General features: G+C 69.6%; 14 protein-coding genes and 1 tRNA gene. 6 read left to right on the forward strand and 9 right to left on the reverse strand.

Annotation, left to right across the window (positions count from 1 at the left end; translation table 11 throughout):
- Window positions 1-11 precede the first annotated feature (11 nt).
- The 5 genes from eccA to fdhD form a co-directional block, all read right to left on the reverse strand.
- Entirely contained in the window at window positions 12-1844 is a 1833-nt protein-coding gene (gene eccA / locus BST28_RS10120) for a type VII secretion AAA-ATPase EccA (RefSeq protein WP_083080877.1), read from the reverse strand.
- Between the two features lie 267 nt (window positions 1845-2111).
- The gene (locus tag BST28_RS10125; protein ID WP_083080878.1) at window positions 2112-3011 is read right to left on the reverse strand and encodes a class I SAM-dependent methyltransferase; all 900 of its coding nucleotides are present in this window, start codon (window positions 3009-3011) and stop codon (window positions 2112-2114) included.
- Between the two features lie 73 nt (window positions 3012-3084).
- Window positions 3085-3372, reverse strand: a complete 288-nt coding sequence (locus BST28_RS10130) for a WXG100 family type VII secretion target (protein ID WP_019738935.1) — start codon at window positions 3370-3372, stop codon at window positions 3085-3087.
- Between the two features lie 14 nt (window positions 3373-3386).
- Window positions 3387-3680 (reverse strand): hypothetical protein, encoded by a 294-nt coding sequence (locus BST28_RS10135; protein WP_019738936.1) that lies wholly within the window; start codon window positions 3678-3680, stop codon window positions 3387-3389.
- A 218-nt stretch (window positions 3681-3898) separates the two neighbouring features.
- Window positions 3899-4723 (reverse strand): formate dehydrogenase accessory sulfurtransferase FdhD, encoded by an 825-nt coding sequence (gene fdhD / locus BST28_RS10140; RefSeq protein WP_065287902.1) that lies wholly within the window; start codon window positions 4721-4723, stop codon window positions 3899-3901.
- Between the two features lie 89 nt (window positions 4724-4812).
- On the opposite strand from fdhD, the gene fdh reads away from it, so the two are divergent.
- Genes fdh through nrfD form a run of 3 tightly spaced genes read left to right on the forward strand, consistent with a single transcriptional unit; the run spans window position 4813 to window position 10114 of the window.
- On the forward strand, window positions 4813-8103 hold the full coding sequence (fdh, locus tag BST28_RS10150) for a formate dehydrogenase (RefSeq protein ID WP_234808247.1): 3291 nt from the start codon (window positions 4813-4815) through the stop codon (window positions 8101-8103).
- Complete coding sequence (locus BST28_RS10155) at window positions 8103-9065, forward strand: 4Fe-4S dicluster domain-containing protein (RefSeq protein ID WP_083080880.1); 963 nt, start codon at window positions 8103-8105, stop codon at window positions 9063-9065. The genes fdh and BST28_RS10155 overlap by 1 nt, the downstream gene beginning before the upstream one ends.
- Window positions 9062-10114, forward strand: a complete 1053-nt coding sequence (nrfD, locus tag BST28_RS10160; protein ID WP_083080881.1) for an NrfD/PsrC family molybdoenzyme membrane anchor subunit — start codon at window positions 9062-9064, stop codon at window positions 10112-10114. The genes BST28_RS10155 and nrfD overlap by 4 nt, the downstream gene beginning before the upstream one ends.
- Here the strand turns inward: nrfD and BST28_RS10165 are convergent.
- Genes BST28_RS10165 through BST28_RS10175 form a run of 3 tightly spaced genes read right to left on the reverse strand, consistent with a single transcriptional unit; the run spans window position 10111 to window position 11643 of the window.
- On the reverse strand, window positions 10111-10323 hold the full coding sequence (locus BST28_RS10165; protein ID WP_083080882.1) for a hypervirulence associated TUDOR domain-containing protein: 213 nt from the start codon (window positions 10321-10323) through the stop codon (window positions 10111-10113). The genes nrfD and BST28_RS10165 overlap by 4 nt on opposite strands.
- Window positions 10320-11306: a selenide, water dikinase SelD gene (selD, locus tag BST28_RS10170; protein ID WP_083080884.1), complete on the reverse strand. Its 987-nt coding sequence runs from the start codon at window positions 11304-11306 to the stop codon at window positions 10320-10322. The genes BST28_RS10165 and selD overlap by 4 nt, the downstream gene beginning before the upstream one ends.
- 13 nt (window positions 11307-11319) lie before the next feature.
- Window positions 11320-11643 (reverse strand): hypothetical protein, encoded by a 324-nt coding sequence (locus tag BST28_RS10175; protein WP_083080887.1) that lies wholly within the window; start codon window positions 11641-11643, stop codon window positions 11320-11322.
- Between the two features lie 24 nt (window positions 11644-11667).
- On the opposite strand from BST28_RS10175, the gene BST28_RS10180 reads away from it, so the two are divergent.
- From BST28_RS10180 to selB, 3 genes are all read left to right on the forward strand, one after another.
- A tRNA-Sec gene (locus BST28_RS10180) sits at window positions 11668-11762 on the forward strand.
- A 16-nt stretch (window positions 11763-11778) separates the two neighbouring features.
- Window positions 11779-13086: an L-seryl-tRNA(Sec) selenium transferase gene (gene selA / locus BST28_RS10185; RefSeq protein ID WP_083080890.1), complete on the forward strand. Its 1308-nt coding sequence runs from the start codon at window positions 11779-11781 to the stop codon at window positions 13084-13086.
- 2 nt (window positions 13087-13088) lie between these two features.
- Window positions 13089-14885 (forward strand): selenocysteine-specific translation elongation factor, encoded by a 1797-nt coding sequence (gene selB / locus BST28_RS10190; protein ID WP_083080892.1) that lies wholly within the window; start codon window positions 13089-13091, stop codon window positions 14883-14885.
- A gap of 63 nt (window positions 14886-14948) precedes the next feature.
- On the opposite strand, the gene BST28_RS10195 is transcribed toward selB, so the two are convergent.
- Window positions 14949-15914 carry a hypothetical protein gene (locus BST28_RS10195; RefSeq protein ID WP_083080895.1) on the reverse strand — a complete coding sequence of 322 codons (966 nt, stop codon included), beginning with the start codon at window positions 15912-15914 and terminating at the stop codon, window positions 14949-14951.
- Window positions 15915-16027 lie beyond the last annotated feature (113 nt).

Here is a 16027-nt window from a genome sequence, read left to right on the forward strand (position 1 = left end):
CTGAGCGGCGCTCACGCGTTCGCCTCCAGGCCCAGCCCGCGCAGCAACGGCGTCACCGAGTTACGGACGTCTTCGGTCGTGATGGTCATGAGCTCCTCATCGGTGAACACACCGGTCCCGGACTGTTCGGAGTGGTCGAGCCGGAACTCGCGCTCCTCCTCGGAGCGTTCCACGAGGTTCCGGACGAACCGGCCGTTGCCGGCGATGTCGAGGCTGCGCCGGGCGATCCCGTTGGCGTCGGGATGCGACGCCTCGGCCAGCTGGCCGAAGAGCGCCTGCATCTCCTCGAGGGCGGACTGCTCGAAGCGGCTGTCGCGCTGCTCGGCCATCTTGTAGGCGATCTCGACCAGCTCCGGCGGTTGGTACGACGGGAAGTCGATGCTGCGGGTGAACCGCGACCGCAGGCCTTCGTTGGTGTCCAGGAACCGGTCCAGGTCAGCCCGGTAGCCGGCGACGATCACCACCAGCCGGTCGCGGTCGTTCTCCATCCGCGCCAGCAGGGTGTCGATGGCGACCAGGCCGAAGTCGTTCTTGGCGCCGGTGGCCACCAACGCGTAGGCCTCGTCGAGGAACAGCACGCCGTCGAGCGCACTGTCGATGATCGCGTTGGTCTTGGCCTCGGTCTCACCGATGTGCTGACCGATCAGGTCGGCACGGTGCACCTCTTTGATGTTCTCTTTCTTCAACAGCCCGAGGCCGCAGTAGATCTTCGCCACCACGCGGGCGATGGTGGTCTTACCGGTCCCGGGAGGGCCGGCGAACACCAGGTGGTGGGTGCGCTGGCCGATGGCCAGGCCGTGCTGCTTGCGCACCACTTCCATGGCCACCGAGCTCTTGAGCCGCTGCACCTGGTTCTTGACCTCGGACAGCCCGATGAACTCACCGAGTTCGCGCTCGGCCTCGGCCAGCAGTTCGGCCTTGCGTTCGTGGGCGGCCGGGTCGATGAAGTCCTCGGCGCTCGGCTCGGTCTCGGGGTCCCAGGGGTCGGTTCGCGCCTCGATCCGGGCCGCGGTGGTCGTGACGATCCCGAAGCTGTGGTCGAGCAGGGCCTGCTCCACCTGCTCGTTCTCCGGGTTGGCGGCGTAGAGGTCCTGCAGCACCTCCTCGGCCGTCTCGTCGTCACCCTGCGCCCGCAGGATCAGCCCCTTGGCCAGCGCTCCGTCGGTGGCGGCGACCGCGATCGGACCGTCGGGCTCCTCCAGGTAGGACAGCGCCGGGGCGTACATGCCCAGCCGGGCCAGGGCGATGCCCAAGGCGATCTTGGCGGCGTGGGTGAACAGCTCGTCGCGGTCGGGGTCGTTGACGATCGGGGTCAGCAGTTTGACCATGTCCGACCAGCGCCCGGCATGGTGGTTCACCGCGATCGCCAGCCAGCGCGCGTCGTTCCAGTCCGGACGCCGCTGGGTGATCTCGGCGACCACCGCGTTCGCCTCGGCGCACCGGCCGGCCATCGCCAGTTGTGCGGCGTGGGCCAGGTGGAAGTCGTCGGCTTCGGTGGCGCGCAGCTTCAGGTACAGCCCGGTGTCGTAGTGGAAGCCCAAAGCCCCCGCCGGCAGGTCCAGGCGCCGCTGCAGCGCCCCGGCGGTGGCGGCGGTCTGGGAGACGGCGGCCAGCACCCGAGGCGATTGGTCACCGGCGGCGGCCAGGCCGGTCCAGGCGTCGCACTGCTCGTGCGCGATCCGGGTCAGCGCGGCGAATCCGGCGCGGGCGGCGGCCAGGTCGGCCGGCCGTTGCCGCTGGTACACCGGGATGCCCAGGGCACGGCAGCAGGTGGCGAAGCGGCTCAGGGTTTCCTCGTCCACGCGGGGTTGCGGTGTCAATAGAGCCGCGTCACCGTTGTTCATGCGTGGCCCGCCCCTTCACGAGTGTTGCCTAAGCTAACTCGGCTGAAGTTAGCATTGCATAAGCTAACTGTCGAGGTGGGTCCAGACGATCGTCGAGTGGCTTCCATCACCGCGCTTCGCGCTTCGGCGGCAGGTAGACCCGGCACAAACGCGCCGAAATCGTTCCAACCCATTCCTCGCTCCTTATTGAAAATCATTTTCGATTGCAGTGGCACGTTACCGCACCCGGGCCTCGTTGGCGACGGCGGTCGGCATTCCCGGCGGTCGCTACCCTTTGACGGCCCGGACCAGCGAGTTGCGCGCGATCATCAGACCCGCCTCGGTGTCCGGATCCGGAACCGGACGGCCCAGCTCGCGCAGGTAGTCCGCCAGCGGCGTCGCGACCGCGGTCCAGCCCCGTGCGCCGAACCACTCATCGGCGGGGGCGCAGCGCTCGTTGTAGACCAGTCGATGGAAGATGCGGCTGTCGTCGCCAGCCGCGACTTCTGCCTCCACCGCGGCCTGGAACGCCTCCGCCGGCAAGGGGGCGCCGTCCTCGACGGCGACGTGGCTGCCGGGCGCGGCGAGGTTGTCGATGCCGGTGAATAACTGGGCCTGCGCCTCGGCCGGAAGATAGATCAGTAATCCCTCGGCGATCCACGCCGAGGGCTGCTCGGGGTCGAAGCCACTGTCGCGGAGCGCCTGCGGCCAATCTTCACGCAGGTCGACGGCGACCTCCCGGCGCTGCGCCCCCGGCCTGATGCCGCGCTGCGAGAGCACGTAGCTCTTGTACGCGAGCACCTGGGGCTGGTCCAGCTCGAAGATCGTCGTCCCGTCCGGCCAAGACAACCGGTAGGCGCGGGAGTCCAGCCCCGCCGCCAGGATGACCACCTGGCGCACCCCGGCCTCGACGGCGCGGCGGAAGTAGTCGTCGAAGTAGCGCGTGCGCGCGCCCTGGAAATTGACGAAGTGCTCCCCGAAATCACTGGTCAACAATTGATGACCCGGCAGGTTGCCCTCGATCACGGCCGCCCAGTCCCCGCCGGCCGCCCGGCAGAACAACTCGGCATAGGGATCGACCGCCAACGGTTCGGGTTTACGGGCCTCCAGGGCCCTGGCGGTGGCCACGAACAAGGCGGTCGAACCGACGCTGGTGTTGATGTCCCAGCTATCACCTTCACTACGCATTACAGGCATTCCAGTGACCCTACGCCGCCGTAACCAGCGTGGAATCCCCCGAGGAACCGCGCTCCCCGCCCGCTCAGCCCCACTTGGCGGCTTCGGCGGTGTCGCGGGCGTTCATCATCAAGGTGTTGGTCTCATGCGTGGTCGCCATCGCGTGATAGGCCCGCACCAACTCCTCCATCGCCTGATTCCACTGCGCCTGCCACGCCTGATACGTCATCCCCGTATCGCCCTGCCACGCCGCCGACAACGCCGCCTGCTCACTGGCGATATCCGCACCCACCGCCTGCAACGTGCCCGCATACCCATTCATCTCAGCCGCATGGGCCAACATCGCCGGGTAGTTATACATAATCTGCGACATCAGACTGCTCCTCCCTAAACCCCGGTGTAACCCGACGCAGCAGCCGCATCAGCAGCCACATAGGTGCTACCGGCATCCGCCAGATTCGCCTGCGCCATATCCAGCAACGCATTCACCCGCGCCGCCATCGCCACAAACCGCGCATGCGACCCCTGAAACGCCGCCGCCGCCTCACCCACGTGAAACGCCTGCGCCGACAACGCCGCCTGCTCAGCCTGCGCCATCGTCGACCGCATCAACGCCGCCTTGGCCCCAAACGCCGACTCCGACGCCACCAACTGCGGAATATGGGCATCCAACATACTCATCACCGCACTCCCTTCTCTCCTACCGGTTAGTCGTGAACCGTGCCGGTCCGGTTCCCGGGCCGCGACCCGTCGCGGCCGCGTCGTCGCAGCGCCACTGCGGCACTCCACGACGGTACGCCCGGGCAAGGAGGTTCGGTCAATAACAGAGGACGAATTGTCCGGAATGTAACAGGATCTGCGAATAATTCACCGGCGATATACCCGCGATTGCGGATTTGTCAGCCGACGATGCGGTCGGACCGGCTATAGACGTTCATCGAAGCGCCCCGCAGAAACGCCACCAGGGTCAATCCCGATTCGACGGCCAAGTCCACCGCCAGCGACGACGGGGCCGACAGCGCGGCCAGCACCGGAACCCCGGCCATCACCGCCTTCTGGGTCAGCTCGAACGAGGCGCGGCCACTGACCAGCAGCACGCTGCCGGCCAGCGGCACGTGGCCGTGTTCGAGTGCCCACCCGATCACCTTGTCGACGGCGTTGTGCCGGCCGACGTCCTCGCGAACCGCCCGCATGGTGCCGCCGTCGGCGAAGTCAAACAGCGCCGCGGCATGCAGGCCACCGGTGGTGGCGAAGACGTCCTGGGCGGCCCGCAACTGGTCGGGCATCGCCGTCAGTGCCGCCGCGGTAAGGCGAACCGGGTCGTCCCCCGGGGCGTAGCGGCTGGCAAGCCGCACCGCTTCCAATGAGGCTTTGCCGCAGATGCCGCAGGACGAGGTGGTGTAGAAGTTTCGGGTGACGTCGACCGCGGGCGGCGGTACGTTCGGGGCCAGGGTCACGTCCAGCACGTTGTAGGTGTTGGTTCCGTCCGGCTGGGCGCAGTATCGCGCGGTGAGCACGTCATCGCGCCCGGTGATGATGCCCTCGGTGAGCAGAAAACCCTGCGCCAGCTCGATATCCGATCCGGGCGTGCGCATGGTGACCGTCAACGGAACACCGCCCAACCGGATTTCCAGCGGCTCCTCGACCGCCAGCGTCTCGGACCGCTGCGTCGCATCCCCTGCGGCAAGGTGGCTGACCCGCCGACGCTGCGTTATCCGACTCATCGCTCCATCATCGCGGGTCGGGTTCTGCGCCGCGCCCGGTTGCCGCGCAACAGCGCCTCGCATCGGGGCCACGGGACTACGCTGCAGGGATGGTTCAGCGAAAATTCCTGGAGTGGCCGGTAATCCGGCAACTGCGCACCGGCGACGTGTTCGGCCGCGGCCCGGCGGTCACCTCCGACCAGACCCGTGGCATCGCTCCGCGCACCGCGACCGCCGACCGGGTGGTGAGCAGCGTCTGCCCGTATTGCGCGGTCGGCTGCGGCCAGCGCGTCTACGTCAAGGACGAGAAGGTGGTGCAGATCGAGGGCGACCCGGACTCGCCGATCTCCCGCGGACGGCTGTGCCCCAAGGGTGCGGCCAGCGAACAGTTGGTCAACTCACCGGGCCGCCAGATCACCGTGCTCTACCGGGCGCCCCGGGCCACCCGGTGGCAGCCGCTGGAGCTGGATACCGCGATCGACATGGTGGCAGACCGGTTCATCGCGTCACGCCGGAACAAGTGGCAGGACACCGACGACGACGGCCGGCCGCTGCGGCGCACCATGGGGATCGCCTCGCTGGGCGGCGCCACGCTGGACAACGAAGAGAACTACATCATCAAGAAGCTCTTCACCGCTGCCGGCGCGATACAGATCGACAACCAAGCTCGTATTTGACACTCCGCCACGGTTCCCGGTCTGGGAGCCTCCTTCGGTCGCGGTGGCGCGACGCAAACCCTGCAAGACATGGCGAATGCCGACTGCATCGTCATCCAGGGCTCCAACATGGCCGAGTGCCATCCGGTGGGTTTCCAGTGGGTCGAAGAAGCCAGGAGCCTGGGCGCCACCGTGATCCACGTCGATCCGCGGTTCACCCGCACCTCGGCGGTGTGCGACAAGCACATTCCGATCCGGGCCGGCTCCGACGTGGTGCTGCTGGGTGCGCTGATCAACCACGTGCTCACCCACGACCTGTGGTTCCGTGAGTACGTGCTGGCCTACACCAATGCCGCAACGCTGATCAGTGAGGACTTCCGCGACACCGAGGACCTGGGTGGGCTGTTCTCCGGGTTCGATCCGCAGACCGGGCACTACGACCCGTCGAGTTGGGCCTACCAGAGTGCGGACGCCGACGGGGACGACATCGGCTCGCCCGGCGGGGGACACGAACACGGCGTCAGCGCATCGGGGCGCTCAGCCGGTGAGACACTCGGTGCCGCCGGAGCGCCGCTCGAGCACGCCCGGGTGCAGCGCGACGAAACCCTGACCCACCCGCGCACGGTGTTCCAGATCCTCAAACGGCACTACGCGCGCTACACACCGGAGATGGTTCGCGACGTCTGCGGTATCGACACCGCGATGTTCGACTACCTGGCCCGCGCGGTCACCGAGAACTCGGGACGCGAACGCACCACCTGTTTCGCATACGCGGTGGGCTGGACGCAGCACACCCTGGGCGCGCAGTACATCCGCACCGCGGCGATCCTGCAGCTGCTGCTGGGCAATGTGGGCCGGCCCGGCGGCGGCGTCATGGCGCTGCGGGGGCATGCCAGCATTCAGGGCTCCACCGATATCCCGACGCTCTACGACTTGCTGCCCGGCTACCTGCCGATGCCCAAGGCCGGGCGCGACGACACCTTGGAGCAGTACCTGGACCGCGTCGGCTCCAAGAGCCAGAAGGGGTTTTGGGCCAATGCCGACGCGTATCTGGTCAGCCTGCTCAAGGCGTGGTGGGGTGACTCGGCGACCGCCGACAACGACTGGGCTTATCACTACCTGCCGAAGCTGACCGGCCCACACGGCACCTATCAGGCCGTGACCGGAATGCTGGCCGACGAGGTGGAGGGCTATTTCCTGCTCGGCCAGAACCCGGCGGTCGGTTCGGCCAACGGCCGTCAGCAACGGTTGGGCATGTCGCACCTGAAGTGGTTGGTGGTGCGGGACCTGAACCTGATCGAGTCCGCGACCTGGTGGAAGGACGGGCCCGAGATCGCCTCCGGCGAGCTTCGCACCGAAGACATCGAGACCGAGGTGTTCTTCCTGCCCGCGGCCAGCCATGTCGAGAAGGCCGGGACGTTCACCCAGACCCAGCGGCTGCTGCAATGGCGGCATCAGGCCGTCGCCCCACCGGGAGACTGCATCAGCGAACTGCAATTCTTCATCACGCTCGGCAACCGCATCCGCGCCAAGCTCGCCGGCTCCACCGATCCGCGGGACCGCCCGCTGTTGGACCTGGTCTGGGATTACCCGGTCGATGAGCACGGGGACCCCGACCCGGAGTTCGTGCTGGCCGAGATCAACGGCCATCAGCTCACCGGCGACGACGCGGGCGCGCCGCTGTCGTCCTTCACCGAGCTGCGCGCCGACGGATCCACCGCCGGCGGCTGCTGGATCTATTGCGGGGTGTACGCCGACGGCGTCAACCAGGCCGCCCGCCGGGTGCCGCGCGGCGGGCCGAGCCCGAACCAGTCCGAATGGGGCTGGGCCTGGCCGGCCGACAGGCGGATCCTCTACAACCGTGCGTCGGCCGACCCGGACGGAGTGCCGTGGAGCGAACGCAAACGCTACGTCTGGTGGGATGCGCAGGCCGGCCGCTGGACCGGCCATGATGTGCCCGACTTCGTGATCGACCGCGCGCCGGGTGCTCGACCGGATCCGGCCTCGGGAGGTCCGGATGCGTTGGCCGGCGACGACCCGTTCATCATGCAGCCCGACGGCAAGGGCTGGCTGTTCGCCCCGAAAGGGCTGGTGGACGGCCCGCTGCCCACCCACTACGAGCCGCAGGAGTCGCCGATCGCCAACGCGGTCTATCGCCAGCAGCGCAACCCAGCCCGAATCACGTTCCCCCGCAAGGACAATCTTTCGGCTCCGAGCGCCGGGGAGCCGGGCGCCGATGTCTACCCGTACGTGTTCACCACCTACCGGCTCACCGAGCACCACACCGCCGGCGGGATGAGCCGCTGGCTGCCGTATCTGGCCGAGCTGCAACCGGAGATGTTCTGCGAGGTCTCGCCGGCCCTGGCCGCCGAACGGGGTCTGGAGAACTACGGCTGGGCCACCATCATCTCGCCGCGGGCGGCGATCGAGGCGCGGGTGCTGGTGACCGACCGGATGACACCGCTGATCGTGGGCGGGCACACCGTGCACCAGATCGGGTTGCCCTACCACTGGGGAGTCGGCGGCGACGCCGTGGTCAGCGGGGACGCCGCCAACGACCTGCTCGGGGTGACCCTTGACCCCAACGTGCAGATCCAGGAATCCAAGGCCGGGTCATGCGACATCCGGCCCGGCCGGCGCCCGCACGGCGAGGAACTGCTGCGCCTGATCGCCGAGTACCAAAGCCGTTCCGGCACAACACCGGAGACCGGCAACACCGCTATCGACCCGGAAAGGCGGGACTGATGGGCCAACTGTCCGGACCGACCGACCCCACTGCCGACGCCCGGTGGCCGTCGCCACACCCGCGCAAGGGTTTCCTCACCGACACCTCGATCTGCATCGGCTGCAAGGCCTGCGAGGTGGCCTGCAAGGAATGGAATCACAACCCGGCCGACGGCGAGCTGGAGCTGCTCGGGTCGTCCTACGACAACACCGGTGCGCTGGGCGCCAACACCTGGCGACACGTCGCGTTCATCGAGCAGGGCCGCGACGCGATCGAGGAGGCTCGTGAGTCGGGCCGGCAGCTGATCAGCCTGGGCATGCCGAAAATGCCTGGCAGCGAAGAAGATACCGCACCTCCGGACACCGATCAGTTCCGCTGGCTGATGTCCTCGGACGTGTGCAAGCACTGCACGCACGCCGGGTGTCTGGATGTCTGCCCGACGGGCGCGCTTTTTCGCACCGAGTTCGGCACGGTCGTGGTGCAAGACGACGTCTGCAACGGCTGCGGCAACTGCGTGCCGGCGTGCCCGTTCGGGGTGATCGAGCGCCGCACCGACGGCACCGCGGCACCGAAGACCGCCCGCGGCCAAGCCCCCGGGGTGCGCAACTCCGGCATAGCCCAGAAGTGCACCATGTGCTACGACCGGCTGGTCGACGGCGAGATCCCGGCGTGCGCCAAGACCTGCCCGACCGAATCGATCAAGTTCGGCGACCACGACGAGCTCGTCGCCGACGCCCGCCGGCGGGTGGCCCGGCTGCACGCGCAGGGCCGCACCGAAGCCCGGCTCTACGGCGCCAATGAACACGACGGGGTCGGCGGCACCGGGTCGATTTTCCTGCTGCTCGACGAGCCGGAGGTCTACGGCCTGCCACCGGACCCGCGGGTGGGCACCGCGGACCTGCCGACGATGTTCAAGCGGTCGGCGCTGGCCGCGGCCGGAATGCTGGCCGCCGCCGCGCTCGCGTTCTTGGGACGCCCGTGAGCACCGTGCCGGATGGTCCGCGGCGCGGCGGCAGACGCCGGCGCCGCGGCGGTGGGGACGGTGGCCGAGAGATGCCGATGGTGCCCGACGTGCAGTTCACCTCCTACTACGGGCGCCCGGTGGTCAAGCCCGCGCCGTGGTCGCACGAGATCGCCGCGTACCTGTTCCTCGGCGGACTGGCGGGCGGCTCGGGCCTGCTGGCCGCCGGCGCCCAGCTCACCGGCCGGAACGTGTTGCGGCGCAATTCGCGGCTGGCGGCGCTGGTGGCGATCGTGTTGAGCGCGGCGGCCCTGATCAGCGACCTCGGTCGCCCGGAACGCTTCGTCAACATGCTGCGCACCATCAAGCTGACCTCACCGATGAGCCTGGGCTCCTGGATCCTGTCGGGGTTCGGTGCGGGCACCGCGGTGGCCGCCGCGGCGGAGCTGGATCGGATGACCGGCCGGCGGTTACCGCTGGGCCCGCTGCGCGGCGTGCTGCGGGCCGCGGAGGCTCCGGCCGGCTTGGAGGCCGCCGTGTTCGCGGCACCACTGGCCGTCTACACCGCGGTGTTGCTGGGCGACACCGCCACCCCGACCTGGCACGGCGCGCACCGCGACCTGCCGTTCGTGTTCGTCAGTTCGGCGAGCCTGGCCTCCGGGGGGCTGGCGATCCTGACCACGCCGGTGGACGAGGCCGGACCGGCGCGACGGCTGGCGGTGCTCGGGGTGCTCGGCGATGTGATCGCGACCCGCGCCATGGCGCACCGGATGGACCCGATCGCCGCCGAACCGCTGCATCGGGGCCGCGCCGGGGCGATGCTGTGGGCCAGCGAACGGCTGGCTGTGGCCGGCGGAATCGGGACGCTGCTGGGCGGGCGGAACCGGGCGGTGGCGGCCGTGTCGGGGCTGGCGCTGCTGGCAGCGTCCGCGCTGACCCGCTTCGGGGTATTCGAGGCCGGCATCGAGTCGGCGAAGGACCCGCGCTACACGATCGAGCCGCAGAAACGCCGCCTGGCGGCACGACGGGCGGCGGGCATCACCGGCGATTCGATCACCACGGCGGGCTAATCCTTCAGCTTCTCCAGCGCCGACCCCTTGTGCATGGCGATGTGATCGGTCTTGTCGCTTTTGATCTCGTACTGCGGGTCCTCCGGCGTGCAGTGCCGGCGGTGCCCCTTGTAGTCGGTGTCTTTGGTGTGGACCTTGGTGATCCGCCCGCTGACATGTCCGGCTTCGGAATTCCACCGCACGTGGTCGCCGACCTTGAACGGGCTCATCGCACCTCGATTCCGCTGCCCGCCACGGTATGCCCGATCACCGGGTACCCGGGAAGTTCGCCGACTATCAAGAGACCGCCGGAGGTCTGCGCGTCGGCCAGCAGCAGCAGGTCGTCCTCGCTGATCCCGGGCCCGGGACGCAGGCTCGGGCGTACCCAGTCCAGGTTGCGCCGGGTGCCTCCGGAGACGAACCCGTCGCGCAGTGCCTCGGCCGCACCGTCGATCAGCGGCACCGCGCCACGGTCGATCACCGCGCCCACCCCCGAGGCCCGGCACATCTTGTAGAGGTGGCCGAGCAGCCCGAAGCCGGTGACGTCGGTGGCTGCCCGGATCCCGGCCGTCACGGCGGCCTGCGCGGCGGCCCGGTTGAGCCCGATCATCACCGACACCGCCTCGGCGCACACCTCGCCGGTGCGCTTGTGCCGGTTGTTGAGCAGCCCGACGCCGATCGGTTTGGTCAGCGTCAGCGGCAGTCCCGGCGAGGCGGCATCGTTGCGCAGCAGCTTTTTCGGATCGGCCACCCCGGTGACGGCCATGCCGTACTTGGGTTCGGGGTCGTCGATGGAGTGTCCGCCGATCACCGGGCAGCCCGCCTGCTCGGCCACCGCCAGCCCGCCGCGCAGCACCTCGGTCATCAACTCCATGGGAAGGGTCTCCCGCGGCCAGCCGACCAGGTTGATCGCCACCACAGGTGTCCCGCCCATCGCGTAGATGTCCGAGAGCGCGTTGGCGGCGGCGATCCGGCCCCAGTCGTAGGCGTCATCGACGACGGGGGTGAAGAAGTCCGCGGTGGACAGCACCGCGAGGTCGTCGCGCACCAGCACCGCGGCCGCGTCGTCGCCGTCGTCGAGCCCGACCACCACGTTGTCGCGCGCCTGACCGGTCAGGCCGCGCACCGCATCCTCCAGTTCGCCCGGTGGGATCTTGCAGGCGCAGCCGCCGCCACGCGCGTAGCCGGTGAGCCGGACGGTCTCTGGGGTCATCGGTCCAGGCTAATCACACCGCCTCCTCAACGGGCTCGTCCCTCGCCCGCATCGTCGCCGGCTGGTCCCGATCGCCCGCCTCCTCAACGGGCTCGTCCCTCGCCCGCATCGTCGCCGGCTGGTCCCGATCGCCCGCCTCCTCAACGGGCTCGTCCCTCGCCCGCATCGTCGCCGGCTGGTCCCGATCGCCCGCCTCCTCAACGGGCTCGTCCCTCGCCCGCATCGTCGCCGGCTGGTCCCGATCGCCCGCCTCCTCAACGGGCTCGTCCCTCGCCCGCATCGTCGCCGGCTGGTCCCGATCGCCCGCCTCCTCAACGGGCTCGTCCCTCGCCCGCATCGTCGCCGGGCTAGGTTGATCCGCGGAGGCGTTTGGGTCCTGGTGGGCTCCCCGGTCTTCAAAACCGGTGAGGCCGAGCAGCTCGGCCTGGCGGGTTCGATTCCCGTCCGCCTCCGCCATCCGACAGGAGGCGCAGTGAGCCTGACCGATCCGCGGCGCGGCATTCCGCGCACCGACGCCCTGCTGGCACTGCCCGCTGTGCTCGCGGCGCGCACCCGGCTGGGTGATCACGTCGTCCGCGCCCTGGTGCGTGACGCCCAGGACCGGGCGCGGCGCGGTGAGCTGAGCCCTGAGCTGGTGGAATCCACTGTGTTGGAGGGTATCTCGGATGGTTGCGGGACCACGCTGCGGCCGGTGCTCAATGCCACCGGGGTGGTGGTCCACACCAACCTCGGTCGAGCACCCCTGTCGGGTGCGGCGGTCGCGGCGCTGGTGGCGGCCAGCGGTTACGTGGACGTCGAACTGGACCTGGCCACCGGCGCCCGGTCCAAACGTGGTGTCGCCGCCCGGGCGGCACTGCTGGCCGCCTGCCCGGCCGCCGAGGACGCACTGGTGGTCAACAACGGCGCGGCCGCTTTGGTGCTGGCCACCACCGCGCTGGCGGCCGGCCGGGAGGTGGTGGTCAGCCGGGGCGAGCTGATCGAGATCGGTGCCGGCTTCCGGCTGCCGGATCTGATCGCATCCACCGGTGCGACGCTGCGTGAGGTGGGCACCACCAACCGCACCCACCTGCACGACTACGCCGACGCCCTCGGACCGCAGACCGGCTGCATCCTCAAGGTGCATCCCAGCAACTTCGCCGTCCACGGCTTCACCGCCGCCGTCGACTTGGCTGAATTGCGGCCGCTGGCAAGCGAACACGACGTGCCGCTGGTGGCCGATCTGGGCAGTGGCCTGTTGGCTCCCGACCCGCTGCTGCCCGGCGAACCCGATGCCGCCACCGCGCTCGCCGACGGCGCCGACGTGGTCACCGGCAGCGGCGACAAGCTGCTCGGCGGGCCGCAGGCCGGGCTGGCGCTGGGCCGCACCGAGGTCATCACCCGCCTGGCCCGTCACCCGTTGGCCCGCGCCGTACGCGCGGACAAACTGACGCTGGCCGCGCTCGAGGCCACGGTGGCCGGCCCCGCTCCCCCGGTGACACAGGCGCTGCACGCCGACCCCGACCGATTGCGCGCCCGCACCGAACGGTTGGCGGCCGCGGTCGGGGCCGGAGTCATCGCCCACGACGGTCGGGTCGGTGGCGGAGGTGCCCCCGGAGTGCCGCTGGCGGGCTGGGCGGTCCGGCTGCCCGAGGCGGCCGCGGCCCGGTTGCGCGCCGGGGATCCCGCGGTGCTGCCCCGGTTGCACGACGGCGCCTGCCTGCTCGATCTGCGCTGTGTGCCCGAAGCCGACGATGAGCGGTTGCTGGCCGCGGTGCGCGCCGCCCTCGACCGGATCGACTGAGCGTGTTCGTCGTCGCCACCGCCGGCCATGTCGACCACGGCAAGTCCACCCTGGTCCACGCACTCACCGGCATGGAACCCGACCGGTGGGCCGAGGAGCGCCGGCGCGGGCTCACCATCGATTTGGGCTTCGCCTGGACCAGGCTGACATCGGGCCGGCAGGTGGCCTTCGTCGACGTGCCGGGCCACGAACGGTTTCTGCCCAACACGCTGGCCGGACTCGGTCCCGCACCGGTGGTGTGCTTCGTGGTCGCCGCCGACGAAGGCTGGCGGGCGCAATCCGACGATCACCGCGATGCCGTTGCCGCCCTGGGCATCTCCCACGGTCTGGTCGTTGTGACCCGGATCGACCGGGCCGCCGATCGCCGGATCGCCGACGTGTCGGATCAAGCCCGGAGCGAACTGGCCCGGACCGGCCTGCGTGATGCCCCGATCGTCGCCGTGTCCGCGGTCGACGGCACCGGCCTGCCGGAGCTGCGAACCGTCCTCGACGACGTACTGGCCGGCATCCCGTCGCCCCGAGCCGGCGACCGAGTGCGGCTGTGGGTGGACCGGGCGTTCCCGATCAGCGGCGCCGGGACGGTGGTGACCGGCACGCTGACCGCCGGCACGCTGGCGCGCGGCGACCATCTGGACCTGCTCGGCGGGAACCGCCCGGTGCCGGTGGTGATCCGCGGCCTGCAGTGCTGTGGGGAGCCGCTGTCGACGGTGGGGCCGGTGGCCCGGGTCGCGGTAAACCTGCGCGGTGTCGCCGTCGACGAGGTGCATCGCGGTGCCACGCTGACAACGCCGGACAGGTGGCGCAGCACCGGCGTGATCGACGTGCGGCGACGCAGCGGGGCGGCGCTGGGTGCGGTCCCGGAACGGGTCATGGCGCATATCGGGACGGCGGCGATCCCCGTGCGACTGCGGCGATTCGACGACGATCACGCCCGGCTCACGCTGGAGCACCCGCTGCCGCTGGTCACCGGGGACCGGCTGGTGCTGCGCCATCCCGGCAACCGCAGGGTGCTGGGCGGGGTGCTGGTGCTCGACGCCGACCCGCCTGCCCTGCGACGGCGCGGCGACGCGGCCCGGCGAACCGCCGCCCTGGCCGATCTCGATCCCGACGACGACGTCGCCCGGGCGCGCGCCGAGGTGGCGCGCCGCGGTGCGGTGACCCAACAGGGACTGCGCATGCTGGGCTGCGAATGCCCAACGGTGCCCGCCGGGGTCCGGGTGGTCGGCGACTGGTGGGTGCACGCCCCGGCCCACGAGGCCTGGCGGGAACGGCTGCAAGCCGCGCTGCAGGAACTGAAAAGGCGAGATCCGTTGGCCGCCGGGCTATCCCGGGGCGCGGCCGTCGACCTGCTGGAGCTTCCCGATCCCGTCCTGCTCGATGATGTGGTGCGCAGCGCGGGGCTGGAGCAGCACAACGGGCTGATCCAGCTGCCAGGCCGACGCACCGATCTCGGCCCGGCTGAAGCCGCGGTCGCCGAGCTGGAATCGCGCCTGGCCGCCGATCCGTTCCGCGCGCCGGACGCCGACGACCTCGCCGCCCTGCAGCTGCGCACCCGCGAGCTGGCTGCGGCCGAACGAGCCGGGCGGCTGCTGCGTCTGCGTGACGGGCTGGTGCTGTTGCCCAGTGCACCCGCGCTGGCGATGCGCGAGCTGGCCCGACTGGATCAGCCGTTCACGGCCAGCCAGGCCCGCCAGGCGTTGGCCACCACCCGCCGCGTGATGATCCCGCTGCTGGAGTATCTCGACGCCCGCGGCTGGACCCGGCGAATCGATTCCGTCCAGCGAGAAGTGGTGCGGTGAGGCATCCGACCAACACGAAATGCCCCGGCGAACCGGGGCATTCGTGCGTGCTGTTGTGGTCGGTTACGCGTCCGGCGTGGGCAGGCCGAGGTCGAGCGCGCTGTACAGACCGGCGGCTGCCAGGTCGGCGTCGGGCGTGATCACGTCGACGTCGGAGTAGTCGGCCGGCGCGAACCACGACGCCGCCCACGACATATCGAAGTTGCCGAACGGCGTCTTGAGGAAGTCGACGGCGGCAGTGTCGTCACCGGCGGCGTTGTAGTAGAGGTTGGTGAAGCCGAAGCCCAGCTGGTTCTGGGCGTAGACGTCTCCATCGTCGGTGACGAACACGTCGTTGATCCCGGCGCCGAACAGCGACTCCGTGAGGTAGTTGGTGCCCACCAGCGTGTCGCCCTCACTGGGAACGAAGGTGGCATTCAGCTTCCAGGTCTGCGAGAACGGGTCCTGGTCGACGAGCAACTGCGCGTCATCGGCGCCGTACACCGGAGTCCAGGTCAGGTTCTCCGGAAGGTCCTCGCCATACGCCAGGTTCAGCGCGCTGTACAGCCCGGCGCTCTCCAGCGCATTCTCCGGCGAGACCTCGATCAGCGTCGACACGTCGGCAGGGGCGAACAACGACGCCATCGAGGACATGTCGATGTTGCCGAACGGCGTCTTCAGGATGTCGACGACGTCCTTGCCGTCACCGGCGGCGTCGTAATACAGGTTGGTGAATCCCAGACCCAACTGATTCTGGTTGTAGACGTCCTTGGTGGCCTCGTCGATGAACAGGGTGTTGAGCCCACCCGTCGACGGCGTGAGGTACGTGGTTCCTACCAGCGTGGTGTCGGCGTTGACGAAGGTGGACCCGACGGCCCACGTGTTGATGAACGAGTTCGCCTGCTGGAGGACCTCCGCGGTGTCGATCTGGTAGACCGGCGTCCACGTCGGCGCCGGCGTTTCGGCCGTATCGGCGTTGGCAGTCCCGGCCGCCAGGAACGCCGCTGCCGCAGCGCCACCTACCGCCACACCCAGTGCACGGAACTTCATGAAAATTCTCCCTTGTTTGAAACCGTCATTCTTTTTCTATTGACGGTAGCGTAACTGTAGGTCTGCCCCGACCTGGCGTCAAGTTTCCTCACAGGTTCTGTTTGGGAACGAAC

This window comes from Mycolicibacter kumamotonensis (genome assembly GCF_002086285.1).
GTDB lineage: Bacteria > Actinomycetota > Actinomycetes > Mycobacteriales > Mycobacteriaceae > Mycobacterium > Mycobacterium kumamotonense.